This window comes from Hafnia alvei, from assembly GCF_964063325.1.
Lineage (GTDB): Bacteria > Pseudomonadota > Gammaproteobacteria > Enterobacterales > Enterobacteriaceae > Hafnia > Hafnia alvei_B.
In genome coordinates this window covers 2,675,206-2,698,662 of the sequence record NZ_OZ061315.1, presented here as the reverse complement: position 1 = coordinate 2,698,662, position 23,457 = coordinate 2,675,206, and the positions used below count along the sequence as shown (strand labels likewise).

Here is a 23,457-nt window from a genome sequence, read left to right as displayed (position 1 = left end):
TTGATAATTATGAATTGTTTGTATTTGAGCTGAAAAAAGATGCTTTAAAGTGCCTGCGAAGGGCGATAATTTCTAGTTTGGTGCAGTATGTGATAGAAGATATTTCTTAAAATTAACCCTACTTAACTAAAGCATATGCTTTGTTAATCTTTCCGATGTTAAATAATCATTACATGGACTAACAGAGGATATAGCATGTCAATTACACTTCTTGAGACAACACCAAAACAGAATCGTCATTATTTTATCGCCCTAGTTATCGGGGTTATTACCGGGATCATTTCAGCATTCGTGAAATCAGGAACGGAGGATATTCTTCCTCCTCGAACCCCAGACCGAATTGCTCCTCCCGTACAGATGCTGACTGATATGGGCATTGATTGGCATTCACTTGTTTATAGTTATTCTGACCAGCTGGTGTATTGGGGAGGGAACTTTGTACATATTGTTTTTTCTATTGCTGCGACTGTTTTTTATTGCGTAGTAGCAGAAGTCTTCCCTCGAATAACCATGCTGCAAGGTATTGTTTTTGGCGTTCTTTTTGCCATTGTCTGTCACGGAGTTATGCTCCCGATTCTTGGGCTATCACCAGCGGTTATTCATCTTCCTGCAGACGAAATCATATCTGAGATCCTAGGAACCTGCTTATGGATATGGTCTGTTGAATTGTTACGTATTGCGCTTAGAGCAAAAATGACAAAAATCTAAGCTTACGCTTGAAACTCAAATAATCTGTTTATTCGGCCATATTTTTATGTGGCCTTTTTTTGTATGTAGCGCCAGCCAAACAGACATCCACATATTGAAGCTTTTGACTTGAGGTTGACGACGGGGACTTCCTTAAATACCAAGATAGTACCTTTGCAATACCGATCGTTTTGAACGATCAATATGAGGTAATTGATCTATACAACCAATTTTAACCATACTCTTCATGCTGTTATCTTCGCTTTTATTTTGGGAAGGAACTCCGCGTGAAGTTTTCCACTGGTGTAAAAGCGATATTTATTACGTTAGGTATTGGGCTGGTATGCATTATTGGCGCCTTAAACTGGGCCATAAACGGCGCTACTTCTCCCGGCGGTAAGCTAGAAATGCCAAGGCCTCAGGGGAAGGAATTCAGGTGTGGTGATCAGGCAACGGTTGTCACTCAAAGCCGATTATTTGAGATGCTGAATAGGGCGCCTGTCGGTATGTGCGTAAGCCGCGTTAATGATGATACGTTTGTCGCTAGAGAGATGGCAGTGATACCGCGGTGATAAAACCCGCCTAGCGGGAGTAACCACGATGCAGAAACAGCTGGAAAGGGCACGGCAGTGGATTAAGGCGCTGTGCCACTCATTCTCGTTCTTATATTGACTCACCGAGCCTTTTTATCCGGCATCATCCTCAAGAGCGTATTGTCTTTTTGTATGTAGTGGTGAAATAACGCCGCAGCGGCATGAAATGCTATTAAGAAATAGCCCGCATTGGCGAGTGTTTCGTGGATATCTTTTATTGTTGTTTTTACTCCGCCATCAGCTGCCACAAAAGGAGAAATAGTAAAACCTAGCAAGCTCCATGATTTGCCACCATAGGCCATTAAGGCAATGCCGAGCACGGGTAAAGCAAGGAAGGTTGCATAGAGGGCAATATGCATGAGCTTAGCTGCGTACATTTGCCAACATGGCGGCGGTGGAACAATATTCGGATCTTTGTATTTATGCTTTAGCCCCAAACGAAAGAACATCAGCAGCCATACAAATACACCCGCATTGTAATGTGTTGCTCTCATGGCAAGATACGCACTTGAGTCCTTGGGGAACCAGCCACGTAGCTCCATCGCTGCATAGGTAACAGCAATTAAGACGAGCGTGAGCCAGTGGAGTTGTATTTGTAGCGTAGAGAATTTTGTCATTGTTATGCCCTTTGAAACTATGAATATAAAGTTTATAAACTAAATCTTAACAAATCCTTAATAACATAATGGTTATAGGGCTTTCATATCTGCCAACGCTCGGTTTAATTGAGAACACCGAGATTACGCGTTAGATTGAATACGCCAGATGCCAACTATGCCAACTATGCCAACTATGCCAACTATGCCAACTATGCCAACTATGCCAACTATGCCAACTTCAGTCAGTCGTGGAATACCGCCCAGAGTTAATGTAACGATGGGGCCATCGCAAACTGCTGCGAAACACCTTTGATAGCCTGAGATAACAGTAACTCCTGCCGTTCCCATTGATGGCTCATTGGCGTGAAAAGGTACATTGAAAACGCAAATCTACCCAGTGAATCCATCAGCAACCTTTAACGTACTGAGGAGTTATCGCGTGGTGAATGCGACATGAATGCCAGAAAACGGAGTAAGAATGATATTATTAAAACCAGCCAATGCAGACCGCAACTGACTTAGACTAAAACGTGGAGATGAACGATGAATAATGAAGTATCCCTGAAATACTATGACATTCTGGATGAGTATTCGACGGAATCGGCAGAGCCAGTGAGCGAGTCGGAGCGTGACGCTTTGGCGCATTATTTCCAGCTACTGATTACCCGTTTAATGAATAACGAAGAGGTCAGTGAGGATACGCAGAAAGCGATGGCCGTTGAGGCCGGAATTAACCAACAACGAATCGATGATATTGCGGAGTTCCTAAATCGATGGGGCAATGAGTAGTTCTTGTTGAGGCTATTCTACTAGCGATATCGTTGTTTGATCTTATCAGCCGCCTATATGAAGCACATTTCTCTATTCGTCGGTCAATAGCCATTCCAATCACTGACGAATAGAGTTGATTAACCTCCGCATTGAGCTCTGAGTTCAGCAATTAATCCGTTTTCAATCAGTTTTGCGATTAATAGAGATTAAACAAATAACGAGAGGTTATTGTTTATGATATTTCATTCGGCTACTCTGTGAAGGTTGCATGTTTTAACCCAGCTTATGGAAAAGGGTGGTTGCCATGAACAACTTAAGTTGGCGCACTATGCGGCAACAAGCCACTATCCCAGCTGGTAACAGCGGATTTATCTTTTGAGTGAATATCTGTGAATAAAGGAAGGGGACTCTATGGGGTTGAATCCTATAAATAATTCTCTTAGATATTGATATTCGCTAAGCTTTGATTATAAGTGATTAATAATGCGTAAATTTATTACTCTTTCAGCGGTGCTGCTTCTTTCTGGATGTAGCAGCTATCAATGGGTAAAACCGGGCTCTAATGCGAACGATGCTTCCATCGCTGAAACAAAATGTGAAGCTCAGGCCCTAAGAGACCTACCTCCTGATAATGTTGTTAGCTCGACTTATACGACCAAAGATAAGAAAAATAAAACGTCTGATACGAGCTATTCAGTTTCTGATGCAAATGAGTCAAAGCGAAAAGTGCTGATTAATGATTGCATGTACAGTAAGGGCTGGTCACAGATCGAAACGCAAAACTAAGGTTTTTTTGGTGGCGTTGATAAATTGAAAAGGCCACCTTAGGTGGCCTCTTTTACGGGCTGAAACTCTATTTTTGAATAGGCCAAGTATCCAGTATTGGAATTACTTAGACCTTGAGCAGTTTCACCGTGGCATCTATGTCTATCTCATCTTCAGTGAAGATCAGCGTTGTTCCTTGGAATGTTGTGATCGCCAGCTTTTTTAGCGAGCGCATTTCATCTGATTGAGTCGATGCTTTCGGTCTGATGCTGTTCATCAATATGCCTACAGACAGCACGGTATTTTCTTTATCAATACCGGTATCGGCGGGTACTTCTTCGCTGTAAACAAGGTAAGACTTGATCGACGTCAGCTTAATACGTTCGCCTGCGATGTAGATGTATTTGCTGTCCGGAATAACCTTCACAGAAAAAGCCGACAGGCCCTTGTTATTTGTGGTGGGTTCGAATGTCACCGCTGCATCTTTTTTAATCAGCTCAGGGTTGGCGACCTTAATCACATGAAAATAACGGTTATCACCGTTTTCATCTTTGATAAACCCAAAACCTTTATCTTCAAACCACGTTGTGATCGTTCCATTCATCGCCATTACCGCCTACTTAAATTGTTTATCTACTCAGTTTTTGCAGCGCGCAGTGTAAAGCACAATGCCTGCGTAGCCTACGTCTTTACATGATCTGGTTGAACATAAATTCGTAATGAAAATCCCAAGGGGATTTTCTAATAGAAACATCCATTACCACATCAAGTCATCGGGCACTTTAAAATCGGCATAAGGATCTTCTTCATCTTGCTCTTCCTGGCTCAGCGAGCTATTCAATACGATACTGTCTGCATCACGCTGCGCAATTTTATCGGCTACGCTGGCAGGAATAATTGCGTACTCAGCGTCACTATTGCCATCTATCACTAAACGAGCAATCGCGAGGCGACCGCTAATCAGCTGTGATTGAGTCAACTTATCAACAAAGAGTTTCTTAATTAAATTATTATCAGTGAAGTTAAAGCCAATGTCGCCTTTTGAAATGTCAATTCTATTCATTTCAATAAGCTGCTTCACTTGGGCTTTGTATTCTTTCGATAGAGCGGCTTGTTTTTGTTGCTCGCTCAGCTGTTTATCGCGCTCAAGCTGTGCTTTCTTATTTTCTTCTACGGCCTCTCTCGCCTCGCGAGCCTGAACGCGCGATTTTTTAGCCGTTCTTTGTACTTTGGCCATTTTTTTGCTGCTGACGAGTCCGGCTTTAAGCATCTGTTCTTGTAACGTGAGTTTTGTCATGTTCGTATCTAAATTCAGGGGATAATGGTGAGATTATACCTGTAGTTTTTGATGTGATGCCAGATTGTCGTGGCCGATCGCTGCATTGTTTAAGTTTGCTGGTGGTTATTAAGCCCGTTTTCAGCCACTGACGGACTGCAACAGCGACGCTATCAATGATCGGCGCAACACCTGTGTAGTGTGTATTTATAAATGATATGGAAATTACTCTTATAATTAAGCAGTAGCGTCCTGCTCAATGTTAACGAGCCATACGCAAAGGGCCGTGCTCACCAAGCCTATTTCAACGACTCAATAAGAGGTCTTACTCCCAATGAAACAACAGAATATTAATGAGTTAACCGAACAGCAAAAAGAAGAGATAGACGAGTTCGCGTTACAGAGAGTTAGGGCAATGAACAGCGATGAGTTTTTATGTCAGGATATTGACGCCAAAATTCACGCGATGGGGGAGAGCGTTAAAGCCTATTTCAAGACTCGTCTTTCATTTCACTCTAAAACAGATAAAGATCAGTAGCCATTCTGACGTGGGGTCGAAAAATCGGTGGGTTTGATGTCAATCGGCCCACATTGCAGTCGTAGCGAGAATATCTCATATGCAATAGCGGCAACGGTTTCTCTGTCTCTTCGAACCTAAACAGAATAAAAACAAAATGATGGCTGCGTTTGAACGCCCGAGACTCGTGGGCTTAGTTCTGGTAGCATGCGCGGCACTATCATTGGGGAGTAGCCATCCTTCAGCCGTACTGGGAGTACTGCTAAGGAGTCCACGTCAACAAACTTGAGGTTTATTTCCTCATGGCGTGGTCAGCCATTGCGAAAGCATAGCCAGGCGAGACTTTTGGTCGCAATACACTTTCCCTGCCGGGCGAGTCGTGTTGTTGCACCATTGGGATCCGACTCGCCCGGCCACATGACTATCATGTATCAAACAATCACCCTCTTTTTCCTTTCTGCGATCGCTATTTATTTAGCCTGTGAGTGTTTTGTTAATGGAATCGAATGGTTTGGGCGGCGGCTAAATATTGGCGCTACAGCCGTCGGTTCTGTGCTTGCTGCTTTTGGTACTGCGCTGCCTGAAAGTACCGTGACCTTTATGGCCGTGGTTTTCGGCGGTACGCCAGAGCAAAAAAATATTGGCGTGGGGGCCGCAATGGGAGGGCCGCTCGTGTTGGCGACTCTGGCCTATGCCGTGGTTGGATTAGCATTGATTTGGCACCATCGCCGTTCCAATCGAAAAAGCACTCAGATACGCGCCGACTATGCGCGCATGAGCCATGATCAGGGCGCATTTCTTGCCGTATTTATCGTTAAAGTGACGTTAGGCTTGGTTGCTTTTACTTTGAAGCCATGGCTGGGCGTTTTATTTCTGGTGGCCTATGCGCTCTATGTTTGGCGGGAAATTCGAAATAGCGATACTGCCCCCGAAGAAGAAATGATTGAACCGCTCAAAATTCGCCCCTCAGCGATTGAGCCGTCTCTGGGTTGGATTGTTCCGCAAATTGTTTTATCGCTTGCCGTTATTGCGATAGCCTCGCATATTTTCATCCGCCAACTTGAGGATATTGGAACCCTTATGCATTGGCCTCCACACTTAGTGGCTTTATTTTTGAGTCCGGTGGCGACTGAACTACCTGAAATAATGAACGCGTTAATTTGGGTGCGTCAGGGTAAAGAGCGTTTAGCTCTGGCGAATATTTCAGGCGCGATGATGATTCAAGCTACCATTCCCAGCGCGCTAGGCCTATTTTTCACACCATGGTTATTTGATGGTCCGCTGCTGGTCGCAGGCATTGCTACCGTGCTAGCCATTGTCTATCTCTGGCAGATTTTTCGTCGTGGCAGCGTGGATGGGCGTGCATTAGTTATTGTCAGTGGAGGATATGGGCTGTTTGTGCTGTTGATATTCGGCTGTTTTGCGTAGCGATAAACATTGACGCGCTATCCGCACTATATGACCTGCATTATATGACGATGACGCCGGAGTGTATTTATAACTTCGGCGTTAACATGTTTATATAAGTTCTAACATTAAACTTGCATAGTACCTGTGAGTTTAAAAAATAGACTTCCCTAATTTTATTTCATTTGACCATAGTCCTTTATAGGCCCACTTATCGTTTGATCTGCCAATACTAAAAATAAATTCCTTATTTTTCTGTTGGCAAAGGCTATGGGCAGTATTGATATTAGCGAAGAGTAAAAGGCTTCCTACGCTAAAATCTTTTATATCGGTGTTAATCCCGCCATTATGATCGTCAAAATAGATCCAATTATTGCACTCTGCTTGATAAATTAAGTCGTAAGCACAGGCTTCACCCTTATAGAACAAGACGTTGCCAAAAATCATTGGTCGGATTGATTCTATAAAGTCGGCCAGCTCTTTGATATCACTGTGATGATGCTGACTCCCCCAACGCATACCAGATAATTTAAGGTAAATTGTGCTGAGCTGCTCGCTGCTAAAGGCGGAAACGGGAACCACTTCTCCGCCGTTGTTGAGAAACTTGTTCATCTCAGATTGTCTTTTCTTATTCGTTTTCTTAGAAAATGAATCTTTAACAAGACATATTGATCGACGGTTTAACACGCCATAGGTGAAGTTAATGAACTGTTTTTTATGCTTTATTGAGAGCTCTTTCGATTTTGCAGGCAGATAACAACGTCCCAGTTCTGGTGAAACGGGTAGAATAATGTTCTCAAATATAACGGGGATTTTCTTGTATGGATGAATAATCTCCCCACGTTTATCAGTGAATAATGCACCAACGATTTTTCCATTCACTTTTTTATGAAAAAACTGAATTTGGTTGGGGTCTCTATCCTCCAGTATTTTTAATACTAAAGGATGGTTGCATACACTCCCACCAAATGTGTGATAAGCCTGGCAATAAATCTCATAGCTAGATGGTTTCCATCCTAATAATTTTATTGGTAACATATTACGATTTTCCAAAATAACTCGGTTTACTTTTCGCAAATTTATCAATCCATACTTCAATATTAAGTAAACCAATTTACGTTACTAAAAAATCGCTGCTAAATACTCCAGAGGAAAACTCATGTTATTTCTGGGGCGTAGATTCGCCGCATTTTATCAGGGCCAAGCTGGTTCAGAATAAGAACTGAGCTGAAAAAAATATAATTCTTTCCAAATCAGAACTTTCTCGCATAGACCTGCCAATCTTGGACGTAGAGGCTGTTCATCATTAGAATCACGCACTATACTGTATGAATATACAGTTAATGGTTTAACATGATGAAATTCTATCCTGCCTGTTTAAGCAAGCTCTCAGTATCAATACCGCTTTATGCCGACAGCGTGCCTGCTGGTTTTCCAAGCCCTGCGGCTGATTACATCGATAAACCTATTAATCTGAATGAGCTACTCATTGCACATCCGGCATCAACCTATTTTGTGCGCGTTTCTGGTGAGTCAATGACGGGCGCGGGGATCTTTGATGGTTCACTACTGCTGGTGGATTCGAGTATTAGGCCTAAGCATAACGACATTATTATTGCGTGCCTCGGGGGAGAGTTCACGGTAAAGCGCTATGTAACCCGCCCGAGGATCATGCTAATTGCCGAAAACCCTGAGTACCCAGCGATCGAATTCAATGACGGGGAAGATCTTGAGACATTCGGGGTCGTTAAGTTTGTGATCAATGAGGCGCGTTAATGTTTGCCCTTGTTGATGTGAATAGTTTCTATGCCAGCTGCGAAGCGGTGTTTCGCCCAGACTTGCATGGCAAGCCGATTGTGGTTCTTTCAAACAACGACGGCTGTGTCATTGCTCGCTCTGCGGAGGCCAAAAAGCTCGGCGTCAGCATGGGAGCGCCTTATTTCAAACAGCGGAAGCTGTTCGAACAATATGGCGTACACGTTTTTAGCAGTAATTACTCGCTTTATGGCGATATGAGCCAGAGAGTGATGTTACTGCTTGAGGCCATGGCACCGCGTGTTGAAGTGTATTCCATTGATGAGGCGTTTCTGGATCTGCGAGGCGTCAGTCATTGCCATAATCTAGAAGCGTATGGGCACGAAGTCCGTGAGCAAATCAAGCGGAGTACTCACCTTGCCGTGGGGATAGGTATTGCTCCGACGAAAACGTTGGCTAAGCTTGCCAACCATGCGGCAAAGCAGTGGCCGCAAACCGCAGGCGTTGTCGATTTATCTCATAAGCTAAGGCAACGCAAACTGATGGCATTAATGCCCGTTGAAGAGGTGTGGGGCGTTGGCCGGCGACTATCTAAGTCGCTCAAAAATGCGGGTATTGATACGGCTCTGAAGCTGGCTGATATGGATCTGGCCTATATTCGCCGTAACTATACCGTTGTCCTTGAAAGAACCGTGCGGGAGTTACGTGGTGAATCATGTTTAAGCATTGAAGATGTTGCGCCGACAAAGCAGCAAATTGTGTGTAGTCGTAGCTTCGGCGAGCGAATTACTGAGTATCAGGATCTGAAGGAGGCTATCTGTAGTTATGCCGAAAGGGCGGCAGAAAAACTTCGAAGGGAAGGTCAGTTTTGCAAGCACGTGAGTAGCTTTATTAAAACCTCGCCATTTTCTGAGTATGAATTGCATTACAGCAACTTGGCGTCGACGCGGTTAGAAATTCCCACGAATGATACGCGAGACATTATCAAACACGCATTACTTTGCTTAGATAACATTTGGAAGCCCGGCAAGCGCTATCAAAAGGGGGGCGTTATGCTCGGCGATTTCTACGATCACGGTATTTCGCAGCTAAATCTGTTTGATGAGTTTAGCCCTAAGCCCAATGCTGAAGCGCTAATGAAAGTGCTCGATGAGATAAATAATAAAGGACGCGGGAAAATATGGTTTGCTGGGCAGGGAATACAGAGAGGCTGGCAGATGAAGCGCAACATGTTATCTCCAGCATATACCACGCGTTTTAGCGACCTGCCGATGGTAATGGCCCACTAGGAATAACTCTATTCCGGCGCTTGGCGCGAGATCAAATTTTATTAAGTGGTATGGGTTTTGGGTTAATTGAGCAGGGCTGCGGCGTGCATTATGGATTACGTTAAGTATATAAAATGTGAATAATTTGATGTGGATCATTCATGTGTGTTGATTATATGTTACGGTTGGTATTCATAATGAGCATGGAGTGTTATATGAAAAAAGTTATTTTAGCTACCGCCCTCGCTTTCTCAATGACGGCATTCAGTGCCACTGCGGCGGACCTGATTTCCAAGGATGAAGCTCATCATTTTAAATATGAGTATATTGGAAATGTATCTGTAGGTGCGACTAACGGAGAAGTTGGCTCTCCTTCCGATCTGCATAAACGTTTATCAAAACTGGCAGATGAAAAGGGTGGCAAATACTACGTGATTATTGCCGCCCGTGAGCATGGTCCTAACTTTGAAGCTGTAGCTGAAGTTTTCAAATAAATAAAATGAATATAAGGGCTACTTTATAGTAGCCTTTTTACATAACAGCCCCGCGATTGAGAGCAAACCTGTTGAAATCAGGTTTGGTAATCCATTTATTACACTCAGATTTTCTACATATTAGCTCATTTTGCTTTTCTGTTAGGGAAGGTAAACGCGTTTTGTTTTGAACCACTCGCTTGAATAATCCTAAAATGATGCCCGATATCTCCCAACAAATGCATATATCTGCTCAGATTGCCTTTGAACTCTGAAAATGAGTTGCGGCTTTGATCCCAGACTTTTATAACCTATCTTCAAATATTCTTAAAAAAAACTGTACAATAGCAGCACGCGAAAAACACCAGCCATAGATAATATGGATAGTAACTAAAATGTAATCAAGGTGATGGAATGCTTGAGCTATTTGATGTCAGTTACGAAGAGCTGAATGGGGTTCGTTCTGATGAACTCTATCGACTGAGAAAAAAAACGTTCAGTGACCGGTTGGGATGGGATGTTGTCTGCAACAAAGACATGGAGTTCGATGAGTTTGATAATCCTAATACACGTTACATCCTAGGATTATATGAGGGACAACTTGTCTGTAGCGTGCGCTTTGTCCCATTGGATGAGCCTAATATGATTACTCACACGTTTCAGGCTTGCTTTGCAGATGTGCCTTTACCCGCAGGTGAAATGGAATCAAGCCGATTCTTTGTTGATAAATCACGCGCGAGGGATTTGTTAGGCGAGCGATACCCGCTAAGTCAGGTGCTATTTTTAGCGATGATAAATTATGCTAGGCACTATGGCTGCAATGGTATCTACACTATCGTTAGCCGAGCAATGCTAACAATATTGAAACGTTCAGGTTGGCAAATTAAGCCGCTTAAGGAGGCATATCTGAGTGAGGATGAGCGAATCTATCTGGTTTATCTCCCAACAGACTCTGCCAGTCAAACAAAAATGGCTGCAAAAATAAGCGCTTCAGTCAGTGGTATTCAGTCCCAGCTGGTTAATTGGCCGATGTCGATAGCCGTTACACCGGCATTGGTGTAATAAGATCAAGTTCAACGCCCAACCTTATTGCTTGTCGGGCGTTGCTTACTCCAAGCTTGCTCACAACGTTGCCCATATGAAACTTCACGGTGCGCACTGAAATACCTACGATCGTAGCAATTTCGGCGTAGGTTTTGCCCATGCTGGCCCAATAGAGCACTTCATTTTCACGCAGAGTGAAAATTGGTTTGTCCGAATCGATTTCGATGTCTTCTTTACCAAAAGATATCGATTGAACGAGATGATACATCTGTTCGTTAATTTCAATCAGGTGCATCTGAATATTGCCGCGCTCAGATGCCAGCTTTTTCTCTAAGTTTTCCTTCATATTGCTATCAATGATTAATGATAAAAGCGCTAGATTATTCAAATGATCGTGCAGTACGAAGGTGAATCCGTTAGCAATGTTGTATTGCTTCGATAGCGAAAAAATCTTTGAAATCTTGAGATCTGACATCAATGTGATGTTCTCGTCCCACGCGAAGGGTGAAGTGCGTTTGAAACCGGTTAAGATGACCGGATCGATATGCTGCAGATTATTAGTACGATAGAGGTTAACCCATTCATCGGGATAGCTTGAAATGATAAGCAGTTTTGACGGATTTTTTTTATTGATAACCGTATATGCGTACTCAGGGCTGCCTAAATGCGACAGTTTTCTATCGATATAATCTCGGAGCGTTTCCGTTAGTATCGGATTTTCATTGAAAACAGAAAACATTTGGGCTCCTAGACGTTCAATTTCCCATATCTGAGTGACAATATGTACTTTAGTACAGGGCGCAAAGTACTTAAGTACAACTTACAGAACTTAGCCAATGACTTATAATGCCCCGGTAAGCTGAAGGTAAAAAAAACCTGACCACGAGAGTCAGGTAGCTAATTCAGCCAACACCAGGGAAAAATCTCTGGACAGTGGATTTGCAAAGCCAATACTGTCCAGAGAGACTCTACTTTATCACTACTTAAATTTCGTTTCAAACACTCCCCATTCTGTTTCTCATTAGTGCTCAAAAAATCTTCTTATTTCAATACGACTAAACTGAATAAAATTGCTTAAAGCTGGCTATATTTTTCTGCTTTTGGGTTAAATAAACACCAGCGTGTACTGTAATTTTGTATTGAGAAATACTAAATAACATCTGGAAACATAAGTGCTTTAGCGAGGCTTATTGTATGGATGACATTTGATATTTCATGGGTTCGTTTCCTCAACAATTCGGCGTAGGATTGCGGGCGAATGATAACGGTGGCGCACCTGAAAAAACGATGTGGAATTCTGCAATAAGCATTAAAGAATAAGCTTTAGGTTATACCGCTCATGTGATAATAGGGCGCCGCGTTGATGCCGTTGATAGAAAGACTCAGCAAGCTCTAACATCAGGAATTATCAGAGGAATATACAATGTTTCTAACTAGTTTTATCTTTGACAAAAAACAATATGATGAAGATTTTTATAAGTTGGATAAAAAAATAGAAGATTTCTCAAAGGACATTGCAGGATTTATTGGGATGGAGTCTTTTACTGATGTTCAGAGTGGTCGTTTGATAAACAACTACTACTGGGATAGCCGCGAAGGACTCGAGTTACTCATGAACAACGTTGAGCACTTACGAGCAAAAGAACAAAGCAGCAAGTGGATTTCTGGTTTTCAGGTAGTTATCGCTAAAATCGAAGGCGCCCATAATGTAAATTTGGATCACCCATTATCCGAACATCCAATGTCTTATCGTAGAGAAAATTGAATACACCAATTGTTCAGGTATCTGATCAGCGTATCTGCGATAGTTATTCACGCAGATACGTTTGAATCACGGCAGCAAGGTGTGCATTGTTAGTTATTTGCTTTATCACTTCCGTTAATTGGCATTTTTAGACTGCCTGAGTGCGAGCATAACGCGATACCTGCCACAATGAATATGGCACTAACCGCATGGTATGTATGAAGTTGTGCATGTAAAAACAAGATACTAAAGATACCTCCGCTGAGCGGAATAATATGGGAGAATATCTCTCCACGTGTCGCTCCAATAGTCGCAATACCTTTATTCCACAGAAGATATGAGAGCCACGATGGGAATATAATCAGATATACAAGTCCCAGTAAAAACTCAGGCTGAACATAGGGAATTATGCTGAGGACCCCGTTTCCTATGACGGTTAGCGCAAGTATAGGAAGCAACACCACTGCCCCTAAAGCAGCGCTAACGGCGACAAAGGCATTACCTTTCACCTCACGCGGTTTTATGCGTAAGAATGCACAATAAACTGCCCAACTGACGGCCGATCCCATTGTCCAAATATCACCTCTATTTAGCTGATTGAAGAGGTCTATGTGTGAAATATTACCTTGCAGGATTAACCAGATGACCCCCAAAGAGCTGAGTATGACGCCGCTGATATTTCGTGATGATATCCTCTCCTTAAATATGGAGTGATTAATCAGTAATACCATCGCGGGCGTTGTTGATAAATAGATGGCGGCATTCAGTGACGATGTGTATTGCAGGCCAATATAAAGCGTTAACGGAAATAAAACCTGCCCACAAAGTGCAAGAAATACAATAGTGCCGGCAGATTTTTTCATGGCAGGCCACTGTTCCCGAACCTGGCGAAAATATAGGGTCATCAGCATAAGCGCGGTAAAAATCCAGCGTGCGGCAGAAAGAATGATAGGGTTTGCGGTAGCAACCAGTACATGGCCTACAACATAGTTCCCACCCCAAAAACATGCGGCGAGGCTAAGCAGGAGATAGGGCATAACTGCTCCAGTAAAGGATAAACTGATTCGTTGGCTCAAGATTACTGCCAACAAATGCTAGGATGCTAATACAAAGTTTTCATCCTCGGATATAGATTAAAACTATGAACTTTACATTGAGACAACTTGAATTTTACATTGCATTAGCTGAGACCTTGCAAATATCAAAAGCGGCTAACCGTTGTCATATTTCGCAGTCCTCAATGACAGTATCTATGCGTAATCTTGAGGAGGCACTGAACTGTCAGCTATTCATTCGACACCCAAAAGGCGTTCGGCTAACGCAGGCGGGAGAGCGGTTTCTTAACCACGCGCGCAAAATTATGATGGATAGCCACGTGGCATTCGAAGATCTACAAAATCAGCCGGAAACTGCGAGTGGTACAGTTCGTATCGGCATTGCTGAAACGCTTTCGGCCTATTTGTTGCCTAATATTCTGAGCGATATAACAAACCGCTTTCCGCTGATGGAAATTATCTTTGAAGAAGCGGCTTCACCGGTTCTTGTTAGCGCATTACGCCAAAAAAGGTTCGATTTCTGTTTATTGCTGACCTCCAATATAAATCATGACGCTGATTTGCAGATCGAGACGTTTATACGTTCGCAGAGAAAGCTATGGACACCTATTGGCCATCCATTGTTGAGTCAGCCGGTCGTCACTCTTTCTGATGTGGAAAAATCACCATTTCTGCTGTTAGTGACCGACGAATACGCAGAGGTATTTCAAGATTATTGGCAGCGTCGGCAATGTGTTCCCGATATTCACTTTCGAACTAACTCTTTCGAAGCTATTCGGAGCCTCGTCGCTCAAGGTAAAGGCGTGACTATTTTATCTGATCTGGTATATCGGCCTTGGTCTTTGGATGGGCTCCGGGTTGTGCGCAGAACTATTGATGACTGCATTACCTATATGGATGTTGGTGTTGTAAATACTAAGGCCGCTGTCCTGTCACCAGACAGCAAGCGATTAGTTGATTTTCTACGCCAAAGGATCATGCGGTTTAGCGATGGGCAATGAAGCGGTAACAGATAGAGAATATCCGTTTTTAAATCAGATGTTAGTATCCAGCGGCTTTGTTCGCTGCTTGAATTCTTGAGTCCATTGTTGAACGGCTATGGTCATCTTTTGCCTGCATAATGCCACCGGCGGCGCTGATCCAATCACTGGCAGTACAACCTGATAAGATAAAAATAGCGGAAAGAAGCATCGTTTTTAGCATGGTGAATCCCAATAAGTATTGAAAATTTAGAATAGTAGTAAAAATCCTAGCGATGATATCACTGGTTATATAAATGTATTGTTCAGAAAGGCTTTTTTTAAGATGTGTTTAGGCTTTGTTTAAAGCGTTGCGCTGAAATTAATTTAATTAAAATTAAAACCATGCTAGTCAAAAGCGTAGTTCTTGCTGCAATAGAGCGAGAAGGAATTACATTAGTTCGCAAAGTTTTGGCGCGTGAAGCCATCACGATAGTTATCGAACAGAAAACTAGCACAGCTGAAAGCCCGTATAACCCCAGCGGAACTGAAATTTGCAGGCTGAGCGGCATTTTCCACCAATATTACTCTGTATAGTTTAGCTCCGTTCCTGAACTGGAGATGCGATGAGACTACTCAGAGAGATAATGCGTAGTAGATTAGTGGGGTATATTGTGGGGCTGCTTGCGACAATTGCATTTGGGTCGAGTTATATTGAAACGGAAGAAGAGGCTGAGAAATTTACACGTGATTAATCGTTATTCTAGTTAGAAGGCCACCAAACGGTGGCCTTTGTCGTTTATGTGATTAAGCAAGCGCTAATACATGCTCGGAACAATGGAGTGGCCACAGGTGCTGTCTGCATTAGCGTCTGCGTTTTGGCAGGTTTGCTGACGACTTTGATCGTCAGTTGCTTTCTGATGATGGTATCCACCAGCGCACCCAGCAAGTACCAGAATAAATAAAACAGATAAAGTTTTGCACATAAGAACCTCAATGCTCACTCAGTTATTGTTTATTCTGAAAGTCTAGTGCATGACAGCGTTTTGTGTAGAGCCCGTTAGCCCAGCATTTTGTTGTAAACAAAGAACTGTGTATCTCTAACGTAGCCTTCTTTTTCATACAAGGCCTGAGCTTTAACGTTGTCAGTAGCCGTGCTTAGCATGATGAAGGCGGAATCAGTCTCTTTTGCCAGTTGATCGGCGCGCGCAATCAGCTGTTGCGCGACCCCAGATTTTCTTGCTTCAGGGGCAACATACAGATCATAAAGCAGCCAAATACGCTTCATTTCTAATGAACAAAACAGCGGATACAGCTGCGTGAATCCAACAGGAACGCCGTCTTTTTCAACAAAATAAATCACGGATTCATGATTGGCGATCCTATCCGTTAGGAATTTTTCGGCTTTTTCGGCTGATTCAGGGACTTGGTAAAATGCCCGGTAGCCTAAGTAAAGCGGAAGGATTTTCTTAACGTCTTGCAGTTGGGCTGTAAATAATTTCATTGTGTTATCACCTCTATATGTGTGATGAAAAGCATAGCGCTAAAAAACAGTTTATGAGAGTGATAGTCAGTATGGACAATTTTGCTGAATTTCAGGCGGCATTTTTATGTAAATTTAACTGAACATTTATTTTCAACGCCGCCATAGCAAAGCGAATGACTTTGAGGATGCCTTTCCCAGCCAAAAACTAATCTTACCTCTTAATTCTACAGAGAAAATAGGTATGAAATTTTCCACCACGTAGTCATAAAACATCTACGCTTGATGAGATAGCAAAGCAAAAACGTTAGCGATCCTAATCACAGACAGTGTGGATGATAAAATGGTGACAGCGACAATCTTACAGAACAAAGGTGAATCGTCAGAGACGGTTTCACTCGAACTGATCTACCGACGTGCCGATTTGTTGATGTTTTTACTCGTCTGGGGGCTATTTGCTATTGCGGTTGGCGTGGGCTGGTATTACGAGCATATATCTACCGCATTAATCGCGGGGTTAATATTGGCACTTAGCTCTACGCTGATAAAGATGTTGTTTCCAGGAAAATTAATCACCCGATTGTTTTATGCGTTTACGCTATTAGGATTTGCTGCTTTATTGATCCAATTAGGTGAAGGGGAGACTGAGTTTCATTTCTCGGTTTTTGTTCTGCTGTCAGCGCTATTAGCTTACCGAGATTATCGACCGCTGCTTATGGGAGCGCTTACTGCGGCGGTTCATCATCTGTTGTTTAATTATTTACAGGAAAACGATCTTTATGGGATCGTCTGCTTTATGCATCCTGGATTCCATATGGTTGTTTTCCACGCAATTTTTGTGGTGGCACAAACGGCTATACTGATTTATATGGCGGTTCATATGGCACGGGATGCGCGCTCGGCAAGCGAAGTCGCACAGTTGGCATCACATATTAATCGAGAGCCAGGCTGTCTGACATTAGATCGCGAGGAGCACCCAAGCCATTCTGCTTTTGCCCGTACCTTTAGTTCCACCTTGAAAACGATGCGCAATACGCTTGGTCAGGTGAGCCACGGGATAGCGATGGTACAAGGTGATGCAGAAAGTATTCTGCGGCAAAATTCAGCGCTATCGCAGCGAACAGATGAGCAAGCATCGGCGCTCGCGGTGGTCGCGAGTGCGATGGCGCAGCTGACGTCTGTGTCTGCGCACACCAGCGAGAAAGCATTACTTGCTCAAGAATTATCCTTAAAAGCCACAAATATCGCGGCTCGCGGTGACGAAAATATTTCTTCTACGATCCAAACGATGGCGCAGATTAGAGAAGAATCGGTGCGCATCAGCAATATTCTAGAAATTATTGATGGTATTGCTTTCCAAACTAATATCCTTTCACTTAATGCCTCCGTGGAGGCAGCGCGTGCCGGTGTGCATGGCAAAGGATTCTCGGTGGTCGCTACAGAGGTCAGAATACTGGCTCAGCGCTGTGAAAATGCGGCGAAAGAAATACGTCAATTAATTGCAGTATCAGTCAGCTGCACTCAAACGGGTTCGCGACAGGTGAGCGCCGCCGGCGTGACCATGCAGGAAGTCATGAGTTCGATTACACATTTGTCACAGCTGGTTGATGAGTTATCGGAAATGAGCGTCCAGCAGCGGGTCAGCATTGCGCAAATGCATAAAAGCATCGCGCAAATTGACAATAGCGTGCAGGAAAACGTAAGCCATGTGGCTGAGACGGTAAGGGTGGCTCAGCAGCAAGGGCACCAGGCCGATGCGCTCAAGCAGGCGATTTCGGTATTTCGTCTGGCGTAGTGTACGACTAAATGCAGCGACTACTTCTCATGCAAACTTTGCTGCAGCTGCATGATGGTAGCCAAAAGTTGAGAAAAACCCGGTGAGTCAGCGACGTGTTTATTATGCAGAACGTAAAACGTAACAGGATCGAACGGAATATCAATATCGATCTGGCGGATATGAGGATAGTGATTATCTGTTAACAAAGAGGTGGGCACGAGGCCAATGGATTCTGTACTTTGTATAATGCTTAAAATAGTCATGACGGAATCACTAGAGAAGATAAAGTTCCGTTCTTTAAACAGGCGCGAAAGCTCAACTTGCCGACGCATAATATAAGGAATCGTCGAGTTTAAGCCACAGAAACGCTCGTTATACAGCTGTGTAATATCGACTTTACCTTGGAGGCGAGGGTGTTCCGTGTTGCATACTAACGTGAGTGTTTCGGTAGAAAACTCGGCCGAAATGATAGAGTGACTGGCCGTAGGGTGAAGATCAAAAACAAGGTCGGCTTGGCGATTAATCAATAGTTCGTCAACGTTGGTATTTTCAGCCAAGGTATGGTGCACGATCTCAACGTTAGGAGACTGGTGCTGTAGCAGATTAATCAGTTTTGGCAGATAGAACGTCGCCATAAACTGTGATGCATAAATAATAAACTTCTTCTTTTCAAGAGGATCAACGCGGCTATTTAGGGAAAAATCAACTAAACGCATGATTTCGGCTAATTGCTCATGGACTTTCAAACACACGAGCGTCGGCTGTAATACGTTTCCCTGTCGAATGAAGAGAATATCGTTGTAGTGATTGCGTATTTTCTGCAATGATTGGCTAACTGCGGATGGCGATATATTCAGCGTTTTGGCAGCCAGACTCACACTCTTACAACTAAAAATAGCTTCAAAAACAGTGAGTAAATTCAAATCTATGCTTCGTACTCGCTTGAGGATTTGTTTCTCATTGATATTACTCATTTCGTATCCCTGAACGCTTGATTTGGTGTGGAGCATATCATGAAGAAACTCACTCTGAGCCTGTGTTTTTATATATGCTTAATATAAAGACTATAAGCTAAAATTTAACCGATTCAATAATTTTAAGATAAAATCACAAATGGATAAATAAGCAAAGTAGGGCGTAAGGGGAGAAGATTGTGAAGGAATGTAAGTGTATATGTTTAAAAGAGTTCTTGGCGTAATTTAAATGGCTTGCTATTTATAACCAGCTACGAATACATCAAGTAACTGGTCGTTAAAAATATTAGTGCGATACCGAATGAGAAAATATATTAATGATCAGTACGCCAGCAATAATAAACCCTAAGCCGATCATCGCAGGGAAATCGAGGCTTTGTTTGAATAAGATATAATTAGCGCCTGCAATGAGTACGATCCCTAGGCAGCTCCATATCGCATAAGCAATGCCAACGGGCATGGTTCGCGTTGCAATAGATAGCATATAAAACGCAATGGCATATAGAAGTGCCATGACAATAGTGAGTGCAGGACGAGTAAACTCTTTGGTATGCGGAAGAATCGACGTGGCTATGACTTCGCAAATAATAGCAAAAGCTAACGCACCATAGGTGATTAACGCGGGGGACATTATATATCCTTACAGATTAAAGGGGAAAGCGTGCAGGTCTGCCTTATTACCACCATTATACGGTAAGGATCAGCGACTGAAAAATGATTCAATATGGTGAAATAAATAGTGCGGGAGCCTATTGGCTTCGTTGAAGTCGAAAATGAATGCAGTCCATATGGCAAGTAAAATGACGACAAGCCCAGTCATTGTATTGATCAAAAATCGCATAAATTTCCCTGCCACGATAATGCCAAAATACACTCTACATATCTTAGCAAGGCAAGTTCAACCTATCTTCAACAATCGCCATTTTTACAGGGTATTTGTTACGCAGGATAGCCGCTAAATAGACGAAATTTTATGCCGTTTACGATTGAAGCTATAATGACAATGCGGGCAGTGCATCATTATGCTGTCTTCAATTTTGAACTCATCAAAGCGACCTTTGTGATTGCATTCCTGACAAATAACAAACGCCTGCTTACTTTTAAATATATCGAGAACCTTAGTCATTAAGGCCATACTACCACCTTTTATAGTAGCGTGTAGCATACCATATCTGCCTTTTTAGCTCTTGGTGTTTTGTTCCATAGGTCGCTCATTTTTTAGAGCAAATTCGTGCTCTGAATGGGAAAAGTCCGTATCTTCTAGCACGAAATGCACCAGATGAAAAATACAGGCACTTACAATACGCCATTATCAGAACTGGAGTTCGTATAGAATGAATAAATCTGAACATAATATGAGCACATTTCCCCCTAGAGAAGAGTGCAATACAGTAGAGCAAAAATAGAATTGGGGGAGAAGTGAGAACGCTTCTTGCCCAATGGCTGAGAAAACCGCGAGACGAGTTTTCGACGTTCTGTAGGCAATAAGACTATGTTGATACAACAAAAGATGTACAGATAATCTTATACCGCAAGTAGAGCCGATGTATGGCGTACTGGTGATGGTGCTAACAACAGGATCGGCGACTCAGCGCGCTAAAGAAATTATGAGTATCAGTTAAAGGCCGGGTGCTCACAGAAAGAGGTTATAAATGTCAGAGGTGATTGTCAGCGAGCTTATTCAGTGGATAGAAGGACAGCTTCAATTGAGTGAGGCAATTAAGGTTGATGCCATTGCAGCGAAAAGCGGGTATTCAAAATGGTATCTACAACGTGAATTCAAACAGAAACAAGGCCTCTCTATTGCTGAATATGTTCGCAAACGACGCTTACATGAAGCGGCAACGTTGCTGTGCGGCAGTGAGCTTCCAATTATTGATATCGCGCTTAAATATGGCTTTAGCTCTCAGCAGACATTTAGCCGTGTATTCAGAGCTCACTTTGAAACATCGCCAGCCAAGTTTCGCGATAAAAGACAGTATCCTAGCCTCGATGAGGTAATGGAAATGAATAAGCGAGACTAGCTAGAACCGCCGTCAAGGCGGTTTTTTATGGTCATTAAATGGATATCGGCATACTGCTTATAATACAGATGCCAAGGTTATGTCTGTTGTTTGTGTATGCCCATAACGAAATACACCTAGTTCATTGAAAGATAAATGAACAATTATTGTCTAAAGAGAAAACGTGTCTAACCGATATATTGACGAGCAGCAGCGTTGCATTTGGTTTACTTAGCGTAGAGATGCTTATAGGCCGCACAATAAAAGGAACAATCTCATTGAAGTTTCAGTTATATCTAATAAAAATAGCGCCGTAATTGTGCAAAAAATTCGCGCACGAGAAAAATCCTAGGGTTTACGTGTATACTTTTTTTGTACTTAATGTTTTCATTATGCTGGCGGATGTTAACGGAGGAATAATAATGTGTAACCTAATTAAAACTGAGGCCGTTGCCATTAGGCTTCTTTTTTCATGATATCACCCTCCAGCCGTACAAAACTTAGTCATTATTTAAGAGGGATACAGAGCAAAGCCGCTGTAGCCTTAATTTTCGTTCTAGTTCTATCAGTACAGAGCGTTCATGTTTTAGCAGCCGAAACGCCTGTAGACACACCACAGTTAATTGCTGTTAAAGAACAAGAAGTTGCAAAAGTTGTTATTGGGATGATCCGCTATACTCGCTGGGCCAATTCTCCTGAACCTATCAAGCTTTGTATTGTTCCTCCTGCACGCTATGCACGCTTATTAGTCGAGGAGAGTATTGTGTTACCTAGTCGTCATGTATCTACGCAGATCGTTGATTTTTCACCAACGAAATTGCTTGAACAATGCGATGTGGTTTACTTCGGAAATATAAAACCGGCCGATCAAGAGTTGCTCATACAAAGCATGCAAGGAAAAAGTATTTTAACCATTGCAGAAGATAATCCAGAGTGTATTAAGGGCAGCGCATTTTGCTTACGCATTGATAATTCAGGGATCGCGTTTGACCTGAACTTAGATATTCTGGCGCGCAGCAATGTACAGGTGAACCCTAACGTGCTGCTTTTGGCGAAGAAAAAGGGTAATTAGATGAATCAAATTTTTGCCTCAAACGCCAATATGCCAAAACCGCGGCCGACTTTACGCCGCATGTTTCAGCGCATTCATCTGATGATCATCGCGATTACATTGCTTATGGCGGGTATACCGCTGTCTGTATTATCTGTGTTTACGTTGAAAACCTATGCAGAGCACAATTTGCAGTTGGTTGCGTCAACGATAAGTTACACCAGCGCAGCGGCGGTCGTATTCGGTGACAAACCCGCAGCTCAGGAAGCCCTCACGTTGATTGCGCGAAAAGAGCAAATTTACGAGGCTCGCATTTATGATCAAAAGAAAGAACTGCTGGCCAGTTGGACTTCACCGACTCGTTTGCATATGACCATCGATGATCCTATTCGCAAGTGGTTGCTGCCAAAAATGGTTGTGCAGCCTGTGATGAGTGAAAACGAAGTTGTGGGGTATGTGACGCTGACCGCAGGCGGCGCGACGATGGTAAAGTTTCTTGGAAACTTGATGCTCGGTCTATTGAGCTGTTTGGTGCTTACCGCACTGCTGTCATTGTGGCTGGTACGCCGGATGCACACCGGAATTGTTGACGAGTTACAGAATATTGCGCACGTTGCTCGTTCGGCCCGAGAAAATAGAGCGTTTTCTTTGCGCGTGAGACCGTCACAAATTGCTGAGATTAATGAACTCAGTAGAGGTTTCAACAGCCTGTTGCGTGAGATGGAGCTACAGCAGGCAGATTTGGTGAATGAAAACGATCAGCTTTCATACAAAGCATTGCATGATCCACTGACATCATTACCTAACCGCTCCAACTTTATGAGCATGTTGGAAAGCATGAATACGGCGCAGGAACAAATATGCGTGATGTTCCTTGATGGCGATGGTTTTAAAGCGGTGAATGATACGTGGGGGCATGCCGCCGGCGATCACGTGCTGACAACTATCGCAGAGCGGCTGAGAATGCAAGTTCGCAAGAACGACTTAGTTGCTCGCATGGGCGGAGATGAGTTTTCAATCTTATTGCGCCACATTGCGCATAAGGATGACGTTATGCAAATCATAGACAAAATTGTTAAGGCAATGCGGGAAACAATATATCTACCTAACGGTGAGCCGGTATTTATTTCATTGAGTATTGGCTTTACGCTTTCACATGCACAGAGCACGCCGGTTGAATTATTAGAGAAGGCAGATGCCGCGATGTATCACAGCAAGCATAGCGGCGGTGGTTGGAGTATCTCATAACGAGAACG

The 23,457-nt window shown here is 43.1% G+C and carries 26 protein-coding genes, 1 pseudogene and 1 riboswitch; of the genes and pseudogenes, 15 read left to right on the top strand and 12 right to left on the bottom strand.

The window, feature by feature from the left end:
• Positions 1-195: 195 nt before the first annotated feature.
• Positions 196-708 (top strand): DUF1440 domain-containing protein, encoded by a 513-nt coding sequence (locus AB3Y96_RS12965; RefSeq protein ID WP_072309749.1) that lies wholly within the window; start codon positions 196-198, stop codon positions 706-708.
• 652 nt (positions 709-1,360) lie between these two features.
• On the opposite strand, the gene AB3Y96_RS12960 is transcribed toward AB3Y96_RS12965, so the two are convergent.
• Together AB3Y96_RS12960 and AB3Y96_RS12955 are read right to left on the bottom strand one after the other, a co-directional pair.
• Positions 1,361-1,897 (bottom strand): cytochrome b, encoded by a 537-nt coding sequence (locus AB3Y96_RS12960; protein ID WP_072309747.1) that lies wholly within the window; start codon positions 1,895-1,897, stop codon positions 1,361-1,363.
• A 228-nt stretch (positions 1,898-2,125) separates the two neighbouring features.
• Positions 2,126-2,292 (bottom strand): annotated as a pseudogene (locus tag AB3Y96_RS12955) (MFS transporter); the annotation flags it as partial.
• Between the two features lie 130 nt (positions 2,293-2,422).
• Here AB3Y96_RS12955 and AB3Y96_RS12950 point away from each other — a divergent pair.
• Together AB3Y96_RS12950 and AB3Y96_RS12945 are read left to right on the top strand one after the other, a co-directional pair.
• Positions 2,423-2,668 (top strand): YmjA family protein, encoded by a 246-nt coding sequence (locus AB3Y96_RS12950; RefSeq protein WP_072309746.1) that lies wholly within the window; start codon positions 2,423-2,425, stop codon positions 2,666-2,668.
• 465 nt (positions 2,669-3,133) lie between these two features.
• Positions 3,134-3,436: a hypothetical protein gene (locus AB3Y96_RS12945; RefSeq protein WP_072309745.1), complete on the top strand. Its 303-nt coding sequence runs from the start codon at positions 3,134-3,136 to the stop codon at positions 3,434-3,436.
• A gap of 106 nt (positions 3,437-3,542) precedes the next feature.
• On the opposite strand, the gene AB3Y96_RS12940 is transcribed toward AB3Y96_RS12945, so the two are convergent.
• Entirely contained in the window at positions 3,543-4,025 is a 483-nt protein-coding gene (locus tag AB3Y96_RS12940; protein ID WP_367299378.1) for a cold-shock protein, read from the bottom strand.
• Between the two features lie 147 nt (positions 4,026-4,172).
• Positions 4,173-4,712, bottom strand: a complete 540-nt coding sequence (locus AB3Y96_RS12935; RefSeq protein WP_072309743.1) for a DUF2058 domain-containing protein — start codon at positions 4,710-4,712, stop codon at positions 4,173-4,175.
• A 313-nt stretch (positions 4,713-5,025) separates the two neighbouring features.
• Here AB3Y96_RS12935 and AB3Y96_RS12930 point away from each other — a divergent pair, with 313 nt between their 5' ends.
• Positions 5,026-5,229 (top strand): hypothetical protein, encoded by a 204-nt coding sequence (locus AB3Y96_RS12930; RefSeq protein ID WP_367299377.1) that lies wholly within the window; start codon positions 5,026-5,028, stop codon positions 5,227-5,229.
• A 185-nt stretch (positions 5,230-5,414) separates the two neighbouring features.
• Positions 5,415-5,542, top strand: a riboswitch (yybP-ykoY riboswitch).
• Between the two features lie 92 nt (positions 5,543-5,634).
• A complete protein-coding gene (locus AB3Y96_RS12925) occupies positions 5,635-6,636 on the top strand; it encodes a sodium:calcium antiporter (protein WP_367299376.1) in 1,002 nt (333 codons plus the stop codon).
• 132 nt (positions 6,637-6,768) lie between these two features.
• On the opposite strand, the gene AB3Y96_RS12920 is transcribed toward AB3Y96_RS12925, so the two are convergent.
• Positions 6,769-7,668 carry a GNAT family N-acetyltransferase gene (locus tag AB3Y96_RS12920; RefSeq protein ID WP_175421621.1) on the bottom strand — a complete coding sequence of 300 codons (900 nt, stop codon included), beginning with the start codon at positions 7,666-7,668 and terminating at the stop codon, positions 6,769-6,771.
• 303 nt (positions 7,669-7,971) lie between these two features.
• On the opposite strand from AB3Y96_RS12920, the gene umuD reads away from it, so the two are divergent.
• The 4 genes from umuD (at position 7,972) to AB3Y96_RS12900 (ending at position 11,173) form a co-directional block, all read left to right on the top strand.
• Positions 7,972-8,391: a translesion error-prone DNA polymerase V autoproteolytic subunit gene (gene umuD, locus AB3Y96_RS12915; RefSeq protein ID WP_072309739.1), complete on the top strand. Its 420-nt coding sequence runs from the start codon at positions 7,972-7,974 to the stop codon at positions 8,389-8,391.
• A complete protein-coding gene (gene umuC, locus AB3Y96_RS12910; protein WP_367299375.1) occupies positions 8,391-9,659 on the top strand; it encodes a translesion error-prone DNA polymerase V subunit UmuC in 1,269 nt (422 codons plus the stop codon). Before umuD ends, umuC begins: the two co-directional genes overlap by 1 nt.
• A 194-nt stretch (positions 9,660-9,853) precedes the next feature.
• Positions 9,854-10,132 (top strand): DUF1471 domain-containing protein, encoded by a 279-nt coding sequence (locus tag AB3Y96_RS12905; RefSeq protein WP_072309737.1) that lies wholly within the window; start codon positions 9,854-9,856, stop codon positions 10,130-10,132.
• A 393-nt stretch (positions 10,133-10,525) separates the two neighbouring features.
• Positions 10,526-11,173, top strand: a complete 648-nt coding sequence (locus tag AB3Y96_RS12900; protein WP_072309736.1) for an acyl-homoserine-lactone synthase — start codon at positions 10,526-10,528, stop codon at positions 11,171-11,173.
• Here the strand turns inward: AB3Y96_RS12900 and AB3Y96_RS12895 are convergent.
• Positions 11,154-11,894 carry a LuxR family transcriptional regulator gene (locus AB3Y96_RS12895; RefSeq protein WP_072309735.1) on the bottom strand — a complete coding sequence of 247 codons (741 nt, stop codon included), beginning with the start codon at positions 11,892-11,894 and terminating at the stop codon, positions 11,154-11,156. The genes AB3Y96_RS12900 and AB3Y96_RS12895 overlap by 20 nt on opposite strands.
• 684 nt (positions 11,895-12,578) lie before the next feature.
• On the opposite strand from AB3Y96_RS12895, the gene AB3Y96_RS12890 reads away from it, so the two are divergent.
• Positions 12,579-12,920: an antibiotic biosynthesis monooxygenase gene (locus AB3Y96_RS12890; RefSeq protein ID WP_367299374.1), complete on the top strand. Its 342-nt coding sequence runs from the start codon at positions 12,579-12,581 to the stop codon at positions 12,918-12,920.
• Positions 12,921-13,009: 89 nt separating this feature from the next.
• Here AB3Y96_RS12890 and AB3Y96_RS12885 read toward each other — a convergent pair whose 3' ends face one another.
• On the bottom strand, positions 13,010-13,936 hold the full coding sequence (locus AB3Y96_RS12885) for a DMT family transporter (RefSeq protein ID WP_367299373.1): 927 nt from the start codon (positions 13,934-13,936) through the stop codon (positions 13,010-13,012).
• Positions 13,937-14,040: 104 nt separating this feature from the next.
• Here AB3Y96_RS12885 and AB3Y96_RS12880 point away from each other — a divergent pair, with 104 nt between their 5' ends.
• The gene (locus AB3Y96_RS12880) at positions 14,041-14,955 is read left to right on the top strand and encodes a LysR family transcriptional regulator (RefSeq protein WP_367299372.1); all 915 of its coding nucleotides are present in this window, start codon (positions 14,041-14,043) and stop codon (positions 14,953-14,955) included.
• 40 nt (positions 14,956-14,995) lie between these two features.
• Here AB3Y96_RS12880 and AB3Y96_RS12875 read toward each other — a convergent pair whose 3' ends face one another.
• The 3 genes from AB3Y96_RS12875 to AB3Y96_RS12865 form a co-directional block, all read right to left on the bottom strand.
• The gene (locus AB3Y96_RS12875; protein ID WP_168780328.1) at positions 14,996-15,157 is read right to left on the bottom strand and encodes a hypothetical protein; all 162 of its coding nucleotides are present in this window, start codon (positions 15,155-15,157) and stop codon (positions 14,996-14,998) included.
• Between the two features lie 574 nt (positions 15,158-15,731).
• Positions 15,732-15,899: a hypothetical protein gene (locus AB3Y96_RS12870; RefSeq protein WP_367299371.1), complete on the bottom strand. Its 168-nt coding sequence runs from the start codon at positions 15,897-15,899 to the stop codon at positions 15,732-15,734.
• 74 nt (positions 15,900-15,973) lie between these two features.
• On the bottom strand, positions 15,974-16,417 hold the full coding sequence (locus tag AB3Y96_RS12865; RefSeq protein WP_072310518.1) for an N-acetyltransferase: 444 nt from the start codon (positions 16,415-16,417) through the stop codon (positions 15,974-15,976).
• A gap of 322 nt (positions 16,418-16,739) precedes the next feature.
• Here AB3Y96_RS12865 and AB3Y96_RS12860 point away from each other — a divergent pair, with 322 nt between their 5' ends.
• Positions 16,740-18,191, top strand: a complete 1,452-nt coding sequence (locus tag AB3Y96_RS12860; protein WP_367299370.1) for a methyl-accepting chemotaxis protein — start codon at positions 16,740-16,742, stop codon at positions 18,189-18,191.
• 20 nt (positions 18,192-18,211) lie between these two features.
• On the opposite strand, the gene AB3Y96_RS12855 is transcribed toward AB3Y96_RS12860, so the two are convergent.
• Positions 18,212-19,147, bottom strand: coding sequence for a LysR substrate-binding domain-containing protein (locus AB3Y96_RS12855; RefSeq protein ID WP_367299369.1), 936 nt, complete (start codon positions 19,145-19,147; stop codon positions 18,212-18,214).
• A 286-nt stretch (positions 19,148-19,433) separates the two neighbouring features.
• A complete protein-coding gene (locus tag AB3Y96_RS12850) occupies positions 19,434-19,763 on the bottom strand; it encodes a multidrug efflux SMR transporter (RefSeq protein ID WP_217492957.1) in 330 nt (109 codons plus the stop codon).
• A 1,036-nt stretch (positions 19,764-20,799) separates the two neighbouring features.
• On the opposite strand from AB3Y96_RS12850, the gene AB3Y96_RS12845 reads away from it, so the two are divergent.
• From AB3Y96_RS12845 to AB3Y96_RS12835, 3 genes are all read left to right on the top strand, one after another.
• The gene (locus tag AB3Y96_RS12845; protein ID WP_367299368.1) at positions 20,800-21,171 is read left to right on the top strand and encodes a helix-turn-helix domain-containing protein; all 372 of its coding nucleotides are present in this window, start codon (positions 20,800-20,802) and stop codon (positions 21,169-21,171) included.
• Between the two features lie 451 nt (positions 21,172-21,622).
• Positions 21,623-22,222, top strand: coding sequence for a YfiR family protein (locus tag AB3Y96_RS12840; RefSeq protein ID WP_367299367.1), 600 nt, complete (start codon positions 21,623-21,625; stop codon positions 22,220-22,222).
• On the top strand, positions 22,223-23,449 hold the full coding sequence (locus AB3Y96_RS12835) for a diguanylate cyclase domain-containing protein (RefSeq protein ID WP_247650335.1): 1,227 nt from the start codon (positions 22,223-22,225) through the stop codon (positions 23,447-23,449). It abuts the gene before it with no gap.
• The last annotated feature ends 8 nt before the right edge of the window (positions 23,450-23,457 follow it).

Coding starts and splice junctions, on each gene's coding strand:
- AB3Y96_RS12960 (WP_072309747.1), bottom strand. CDS start 1,897: ATGACAAAATTCTCTACGCTACAAATACAACTCCACTGGCTCACGCTC.
- AB3Y96_RS12925 (WP_367299376.1), top strand. CDS start 5,635: ATGTATCAAACAATCACCCTCTTTTTCCTTTCTGCGATCGCTATTTAT.
- AB3Y96_RS12940 (WP_367299378.1), bottom strand. CDS start 4,025: ATGGCGATGAATGGAACGATCACAACGTGGTTTGAAGATAAAGGTTTT.
- AB3Y96_RS12945 (WP_072309745.1), top strand. CDS start 3,134: ATGCGTAAATTTATTACTCTTTCAGCGGTGCTGCTTCTTTCTGGATGT.
- AB3Y96_RS12860 (WP_367299370.1), top strand. CDS start 16,740: ATGGTGACAGCGACAATCTTACAGAACAAAGGTGAATCGTCAGAGACG.
- AB3Y96_RS12895 (WP_072309735.1), bottom strand. CDS start 11,894: ATGTTTTCTGTTTTCAATGAAAATCCGATACTAACGGAAACGCTCCGA.
- umuD (WP_072309739.1), top strand. CDS start 7,972: ATGAAATTCTATCCTGCCTGTTTAAGCAAGCTCTCAGTATCAATACCG.
- AB3Y96_RS12905 (WP_072309737.1), top strand. CDS start 9,854: ATGAAAAAAGTTATTTTAGCTACCGCCCTCGCTTTCTCAATGACGGCA.
- AB3Y96_RS12880 (WP_367299372.1), top strand. CDS start 14,041: ATGAACTTTACATTGAGACAACTTGAATTTTACATTGCATTAGCTGAG.
- AB3Y96_RS12840 (WP_367299367.1), top strand. CDS start 21,623: ATGATATCACCCTCCAGCCGTACAAAACTTAGTCATTATTTAAGAGGG.
- AB3Y96_RS12875 (WP_168780328.1), bottom strand. CDS start 15,157: ATGCTAAAAACGATGCTTCTTTCCGCTATTTTTATCTTATCAGGTTGT.
- AB3Y96_RS12950 (WP_072309746.1), top strand. CDS start 2,423: ATGAATAATGAAGTATCCCTGAAATACTATGACATTCTGGATGAGTAT.
- AB3Y96_RS12885 (WP_367299373.1), bottom strand. CDS start 13,936: ATGCCCTATCTCCTGCTTAGCCTCGCCGCATGTTTTTGGGGTGGGAAC.
- AB3Y96_RS12855 (WP_367299369.1), bottom strand. CDS start 19,147: ATGAGTAATATCAATGAGAAACAAATCCTCAAGCGAGTACGAAGCATA.
- AB3Y96_RS12930 (WP_367299377.1), top strand. CDS start 5,026: ATGAAACAACAGAATATTAATGAGTTAACCGAACAGCAAAAAGAAGAG.
- AB3Y96_RS12935 (WP_072309743.1), bottom strand. CDS start 4,712: ATGACAAAACTCACGTTACAAGAACAGATGCTTAAAGCCGGACTCGTC.
- umuC (WP_367299375.1), top strand. CDS start 8,391: ATGTTTGCCCTTGTTGATGTGAATAGTTTCTATGCCAGCTGCGAAGCG.
- AB3Y96_RS12865 (WP_072310518.1), bottom strand. CDS start 16,417: ATGAAATTATTTACAGCCCAACTGCAAGACGTTAAGAAAATCCTTCCG.
- AB3Y96_RS12870 (WP_367299371.1), bottom strand. CDS start 15,899: ATGTGCAAAACTTTATCTGTTTTATTTATTCTGGTACTTGCTGGGTGC.
- AB3Y96_RS12845 (WP_367299368.1), top strand. CDS start 20,800: ATGTCAGAGGTGATTGTCAGCGAGCTTATTCAGTGGATAGAAGGACAG.
- AB3Y96_RS12835 (WP_247650335.1), top strand. CDS start 22,223: ATGAATCAAATTTTTGCCTCAAACGCCAATATGCCAAAACCGCGGCCG.
- AB3Y96_RS12965 (WP_072309749.1), top strand. CDS start 196: ATGTCAATTACACTTCTTGAGACAACACCAAAACAGAATCGTCATTAT.
- AB3Y96_RS12900 (WP_072309736.1), top strand. CDS start 10,526: ATGCTTGAGCTATTTGATGTCAGTTACGAAGAGCTGAATGGGGTTCGT.
- AB3Y96_RS12890 (WP_367299374.1), top strand. CDS start 12,579: ATGTTTCTAACTAGTTTTATCTTTGACAAAAAACAATATGATGAAGAT.